This is a genomic window from Kluyvera sp., from assembly GCF_965301105.1.
The window spans coordinates 1-6725 of record NZ_CBDKZX010000127.1 but is presented as its reverse complement, the minus strand read 5'-3'; the positions used below and the strand labels follow the sequence as shown (position 1 = coordinate 6725).

Here is a 6725-nt window from a genome sequence, read left to right as displayed (position 1 = left end):
TGCTCCAGCGTCTGCTGTACGCAGCCCCAGTAGATGTCGTCGATGGCCGCCGCTTCCAGCGCCGGGTTACGCGCCAGCAGGCTACGCATCAGGTGCGCGGAGAGATCCTCCGCACGCACGTTACGGAACGCGCCGCCTTTGGAACGGCCCATCGGGGTACGAATTGCATCAACAATAACAACCTGTTCCATCGTGACTCCTTAAGCCGTTTTCAGCTCACCAGCCGGGCGGGCTGGCTCAACCGGGGGATAATACGCTTCGTTATGGCGCGCCTTGTCTCGCAGACCGGCCGGTACTTCGTACAGCGGGCCAAGGTGCTGATACTGCTGAGCCATATCGAGATACTTCGCGCTGCCAAGCGTATCCAGCCAGCGGAACGCGCCACCGTGGAACGGAGGGAAGCCCAGGCCGTAGACCAGCGCCATATCGGCTTCCGCCGGGCTGGCGATGATGCCTTCTTCCAGGCAACGCACCACTTCATTGACCATCGGGATCATCATACGAGCAATAATCTCGTCGTCGCTGAAGTCGCGCTTCGGCTGGCTAACGTCGGCCAGCAGGCCGTCCACTGCAGCATCTTCTTCTTTCTTCGGCTTGCCTTTGCTGTCTTCTTTATAGCGCCAGAAGCCCAGACCATTTTTCTGACCGTAGCGGCTTGCTTCAAACAGCGCGTCGATAGCGTCGCGGTAATCTTTCTGCATACGCTGCGGGAAACCGGCCGCCATCACTGCCTGCGCGTGGTGCGCGGTATCAATACCGACCACGTCGAGCAGATAAGCCGGACCCATCGGCCAACCGAACTGTTTCTCCATCACTTTATCAACCTTGCGGAAGTCCGCGCCGTCGCGCAGCAGCTGGCTGAAGCCAGCAAAGTACGGGAACAGCACGCGGTTGACGAAGAAACCGGGGCAGTCGTTGACCACGATAGGTGTTTTACCCATCTTGCTCGCCCAGGCGACGACTTTGGCAATGGTGCTTTCTGAGGTTTTCTGGCCACGGATGATCTCAACCAGCGGCATACGGTGCACCGGGTTAAAGAAGTGCATGCCGCAGAAGTTTTCCGGGCGTTCCAGCGCATCGGCCAGCTCGCCGATGGGAATGGTCGAGGTGTTAGAAGCTAGCACGGTATCCGGGCGCACCTTCTGCTCGGTTTCTGCCAGCACTGCTTTCTTGACCTTCGGGTTTTCCACGACGGCTTCAACAACCACGTCAACGCGATCAAAACCGGCGTAATCCAGCGTCGGCTGAATGGTGGAGATCACTCCGGCCAGCTTCAGGCCGTCGATTTTGCCGCGCTCCAGCTGTTTATTGAGCAGCTTGCTGGCTTCCGTCATTCCGAGAGTCAGCGATTTTTCATTGATATCCTTCATGATCACCGGCACGCCCTTCCAGGCGGACTGGTAAGCGATCCCGCCACCCATGATCCCCGCGCCAAGCACGGCGGCATGTTTCGGCGGTTCGGTGTTTTTGGTCAGTTTCTTTGCCTGACCTTTTACGTATTGGTCGTTGAGGAAAATACCGACCAGCGCACGGGCTTCATTAGAATGGGCCAGTGGAACAAAACTTTTGTTTTCCAGATTCAGCGCTTCTTCGCGGCCAAAGCGGGCCGCCGCCTCGATGGTTTTCACCGCCGTGATCGGCGCCGGATAGTGTTTGCCCGCAGTTTGCATCACCATGCCTTTAGCAATGGTGAAGCTCATGGTGGCTTCAATTTTGCTGAGCTTGAGCGGTTCCAGTTTCGGCTGGCGTTTTGCTTTCCAGTCGAGGTCGCCGTTAATTGCCTGACGCAGGACCGCCAGCGCGCCGTCGAACAGTTTTTCCTGTTTAACGATGCCGTCGACCAGACCGATTTTCAGCGCCTGTTCGGCACCGACGTCTTTACCGGCGGCGATGATTTCCAGCGCGCTGTCGGCTCCTAACAGACGCGGCAGACGCACGGAACCGCCGAAGCCCGGCATAATGCCCAGCTTGGTTTCCGGCAGGCCGATGCGCAAGTCCGGCGTGGCCAGACGATAGTCGGTCGCCAGTACGCATTCGCAGCCGCCGCCCAGCGCATAGCCGTTAACGGCGGAAATCGTCGGGACCGGCAGATCTTCCAGACGGTTAAACACGCTGTTGGCGAAATGCAGCCACTGGCTGAACTGTTCTTCTGGTACCAGGAACAGCGAAAGGAATTCGGTGATATCCGCGCCGACAATAAAGGCCGCCTTTTCAGAGCGCAGCAGCAGCCCCTTCAGCTCTTTTTGTTTTTCGAGGACGTCGAGCGCCTGGCCGAGGCTGGCTACGGTTGCGGTATCTAACTTGTTAACTGAGCCAGGGGCATCGAACACCAGTTCGGCAATGCCATCTTCCAGCCAGTTGAGGTACAGGGTGTCGCCTTTGTAGAGCATGTCAGTCTCCTGAATCCAGCAATATGATCTGGTCATACCAGATAAACTCGAGTGTGTATTTTGTGTTAAATAAATGCAAATAAGACTTTAAATATTTGCAGGTCGGATCACGTCCGGGGGAAATCACGCAGGATCAATGAGGTGTGCTACTATGCGGGGACTAAAGGGCAATAAATTCAGAAGGGTAAATAATGGAATCACTGGCCGCACTTTATAAAAATCATATTGTTACCTTACAAGAGCGGGCGCGTAACGCACTCGAGCGTTTTAAGCTTGATGCGCTGCTTATCCACTCTGGCGAGCTGATGAATGTTTTTCTGGATGACCACGCTTACCCGTTCAAGGTTAACCCGCAGTTTAAAGCCTGGGTGCCCGTGACTCAGGTACCTAACTGCTGGCTGCTGGTGGACGGCGTCAATAAACCTAAGCTGTGGTTCTACCTGCCGGTCGATTACTGGCACAACGTTGAACCCCTGCCGACCTCATTCTGGACGGAGGATGTTGAGGTTATCGCGCTGCCGAAAGCTGACGGTATTGGCAGCCAACTGCCCGCTGCCCGTGACAATATCGGCTATATCGGTCCGGTTCCGGAGCGTGCGCTGGGCTTAGGTATTGCGGCGAACAACATCAACCCGAAAGGGGTTATTGATTACCTGCACTACTATCGCTCCTATAAAACGGATTACGAACTGGCGTGCATGCGCGAAGCGCAGAAGATGGCGGTTAATGGCCACCGTGCCGCGGAAGAAGCGTTCCGTTCCGGCATGAGCGAGTTTGATATCAACCTCGCGTATCTGACCGCTACCGGCCACCGTGATACCGATGTACCGTACGGCAACATCGTGGCGCTGAACGAACATGCGGCTGTGTTGCACTACACCAAGCTGGATCACCGCGCGCCATCGGAAATGCGCAGCTTCCTGCTGGACGCAGGCGCGGAATACAACGGTTATGCCGCTGACCTGACCCGTACCTGGGCTGCGCACAGCGATAACGACTACGCGCACCTGGTAAAAGACGTCAACGCCGAGCAACTGGCGCTGATCGCTACCATGAAAGCGGGGACCAGCTATGTGGATTACCACATTCAGTTCCACCAACGCATTGCCAAACTGCTGCGTAAACATCAGATCGTCACCGACATGAGCGAAGAAGCAATGGTCGAGAACGATCTGACCGGGCCATTTATGCCACACGGTATTGGTCACCCGCTAGGCCTGCAGGTGCATGATGTTGCGGGCTTTATGCAGGACGATAGCGGTACGCATCTGGCAGCGCCGTCCAAATATCCGTATCTGCGTTGTACCCGAGTGCTGGAGCCGCGCATGGTGTTGACCATCGAGCCCGGTATCTACTTCATTGAATCACTGCTTGCGCCGTGGCGCGAAGGCCAGTTCAGCAAGCACTTCAACTGGCAGAAAATCGAAGCGCTGAAGCCGTTTGGCGGCATTCGTATTGAAGATAACGTGGTGATCCACGAGAACAACATCGAAAATATGACGCGTGACCTGAAGCTGGCGTAATGGAAAGCTGGCGAATACCGGCGGAGCCGGTCACCTTCGTTGAAGAGATCAAGAAGAGCCGTTTTATCACCCTGTTGGCGCATACCGACGGGGTGGAAGCGGCCAAAGCGTTCGTCGAGTCGGTTCGCGCTGAACACCCGGATGCCCGTCACCATTGCGTGGCGTGGGTAGCGGGTAGGCCGGACGACTCGCAGCAACTGGGTTTCTCTGATGACGGTGAACCGGCGGGCACGGCCGGTAAACCGATGCTGGCCCAGCTGATGGGCAGCGGCATCGGTGAAATTACCGCCGTAGTGGTGCGCTACTACGGCGGTATCTTATTGGGCACCGGTGGGTTGGTGAAAGCCTATGGCGGTGGGGTGCAGCAGGCACTGAATCTGCTGTCGACGGAGATCAAAACGCCGTTAACCGAATATACTTTGCTATGCGAATACGGACAGTTGGCGGGCGTTGAGGGGCTGGTGGAGCAATATGCGGGACAGATAGTCGACAGCGACTATCAGGCCTCGGTACAGCTTCGCGTGGCGCTTCCGCAGGCGAAAGTGGCGGATTTTTCCGCAAGACTGGCCGATTTTAGCCGTGGTTCATTGCATTTGTTAGCGATTGAAGAATAATCCCCCTCCTGACTTTATTGATTATCAAAGGACGCGCCGGACATGCAGTTTCGTGCCATTACTCGAATTGTTGGACTTCTGGTCATCTTATTCTCGGGGACAATGATCCTGCCGGGATTAGTGGCTTTGATTTACCGCGATGGCGCCGGGCGCGCATTTACCCAGACCTTTTTCGTCGCGCTGGTGATTGGTTCCCTGCTGTGGTGGCCAAACCGTCGTGAAAAACGCGAGCTGAAATCGCGCGAAGGCTTTCTGATTGTCGTCCTGTTCTGGACGGTACTGGGCAGCGTGGGTGCGCTGCCGTTTATATTCTCCGAGCAGCCGAACCTGACGGTGACCGACGCGTTCTTTGAATCGTTCTCGGGCTTAACCACGACCGGGGCGACCACGCTGGTGGGGCTGGATTCATTACCTCACGCGATACTCTTCTATCGGCAAATGCTGCAATGGTTCGGTGGGATGGGGATCATTGTGCTGGCGGTGGCGATTCTGCCTATCCTCGGCGTCGGGGGGATGCAGCTCTATAGAGCAGAAATGCCCGGGCCGCTAAAAGACAACAAGATGCGCCCGCGTATCGCTGAAACGGCGAAAACCCTTTGGCTTATCTATGTTCTGCTGACGGTGGCCTGCGCGTTGGCACTGTGGTTTGCCGGGATGCCGGCGTTTGATGCGATCGGCCACAGTTTTGCCACTATCGCGATCGGCGGCTTCTCGACGCATGATGCCAGCGTGGGTTTCTTTGATAGCCCGACGATTAACACCATTATTGCTATCTTCCTGCTGATCTCTGGCTGTAACTACGGCCTGCACTTCTCTTTATTAAGCGGGCGGAGCCTGAAGGTGTACTGGCGCGACCCGGAATTCCGTATGTTTATCGGCGTGCAGCTGACGCTGGTGGTGATCTGTACGCTGGTGCTGTGGTTCCATAATATCTATGCCTCGGCGGTGACGACGCTCAACCAGGCCTTCTTCCAGGTGGTGTCGATGGCGACCACCGCCGGCTTTACGACCGATAGCATCGCGCGCTGGCCGCTATTCCTGCCGGTTCTTCTTTTGTGTTCGGCATTTATTGGTGGTTGCGCCGGTTCAACCGGTGGTGGTCTAAAGGTGATTCGTATTCTGCTGCTGTTCAAGCAGGGGAACCGTGAGCTGAAGCGCCTCGTCCACCCGAATGCGGTTTATAGCATTAAGCTCGGCAACCGTGCGCTGCCGGAACGTATTCTTGAAGCCGTATGGGGATTCTTCTCCGCTTACGCGCTGGTCTTCATTATTAGCATGCTGGCGATCATCGCCACCGGCGTGGACGACTTCTCGGCGTTTGCTTCCGTCGTGGCGACGCTCAATAACCTGGGGCCAGGGCTGGGCGTGGTGGCGGATAACTTCGCCAGCATGAACCCGGTGGCGAAGTGGATCCTGATCGCGAACATGCTGTTTGGTCGTCTGGAAGTCTTTACGCTGCTGGTGCTGTTTACCCCAACATTCTGGCGCGAATAACAGGAGTCAGCGTTGAAAACATTAATGCTCTTTTCTACCCGTGATGGGCAGACGCGCGAAATCGCTGCTTATCTCTGTTCACAACTGAGTGAGCTGGACGTCGAGACGGCAATGGTGGATCTGAATCGGACGGATCATGTCGACTGGACGCAGTACGATCGCGTCATTATTGGTGCGTCTATTCGCTATGGGCATTTTCATCCCGCCCTTGATCGCTTCGTGAAAAAACATGCGGCGGCGCTGCAGGCGATACCGAGCGCTTTCTTCGCGGTGAACCTGGTGGCGCGTAAGCCGGAGAAACGTTCACCGCAGACGAACAGCTATACACGTAAGTTCCTGTTACGTTCGCCATGGCAGCCGGATGCCTGCGCGGTTTTTGCCGGGGCGCTGCGTTATCCACGCTACGGCTGGTTCGATCGCTTCATGATTCGTCTCATTATGAAGATGACCGGTGGTGAAACGGATACCAGTAAAGAAGTGGTTTATACCGATTGGGGGCAGGTGGCCGATTTTGCCAAAGAAATCGCGCGACTTTCGCGCAAATAGGGCGTGAATTCGGCGCATTGCCTGGAAAATGAGCGAACGAAAAGTTTTTTTATATTTCTGCTTGCGGGTTCTCAATTTCTCCCTATAATGCGGCCCCACTGAGACGGAACAACGGCAAACAAGCCGCCGGGTCAGCGAGGTTCTCCTGAGAACTTCGG

Annotated in this window: 6 protein-coding genes; 4 read left to right on the top strand and 2 right to left on the bottom strand. The window is 56.0% G+C overall.

All coding sequences use genetic code 11. The features are described 5' to 3' along the window. Together ACW14G_RS21720 and fadB are read right to left on the bottom strand one after the other, a co-directional pair. Positions 1-191 (bottom strand): thiolase family protein (locus ACW14G_RS21720; protein WP_455648789.1); only part of this gene is annotated, 191 nt, incomplete at its 3' end. A gap of 9 nt (positions 192-200) precedes the next feature. Beyond that, positions 201-2390 (bottom strand): fatty acid oxidation complex subunit alpha FadB, encoded by a 2190-nt coding sequence (gene fadB / locus ACW14G_RS21715; RefSeq protein WP_163448200.1) that lies wholly within the window; start codon positions 2388-2390, stop codon positions 201-203. 191 nt (positions 2391-2581) lie between these two features. On the opposite strand from fadB, the gene pepQ reads away from it, so the two are divergent. The 4 genes from pepQ to hemG are packed head-to-tail and all read left to right on the top strand — an operon-like array spanning position 2582 to position 6567. Next, positions 2582-3913 (top strand): Xaa-Pro dipeptidase, encoded by a 1332-nt coding sequence (pepQ, locus tag ACW14G_RS21710; RefSeq protein WP_163448201.1) that lies wholly within the window; start codon positions 2582-2584, stop codon positions 3911-3913. Beyond that, positions 3913-4527, top strand: coding sequence for an IMPACT family protein (locus ACW14G_RS21705; protein WP_249022489.1), 615 nt, complete (start codon positions 3913-3915; stop codon positions 4525-4527). Before pepQ ends, ACW14G_RS21705 begins: the two co-directional genes overlap by 1 nt. A 42-nt stretch (positions 4528-4569) precedes the next feature. Next, positions 4570-6021, top strand: coding sequence for a Trk system potassium transporter TrkH (gene trkH, locus ACW14G_RS21700; protein WP_064546515.1), 1452 nt, complete (start codon positions 4570-4572; stop codon positions 6019-6021). A 12-nt stretch (positions 6022-6033) separates the two neighbouring features. After that, entirely contained in the window at positions 6034-6567 is a 534-nt protein-coding gene (gene hemG, locus ACW14G_RS21695) for a menaquinone-dependent protoporphyrinogen IX dehydrogenase (RefSeq protein ID WP_167577149.1), read from the top strand. Positions 6568-6725: the final 158 nt, after the last annotated feature.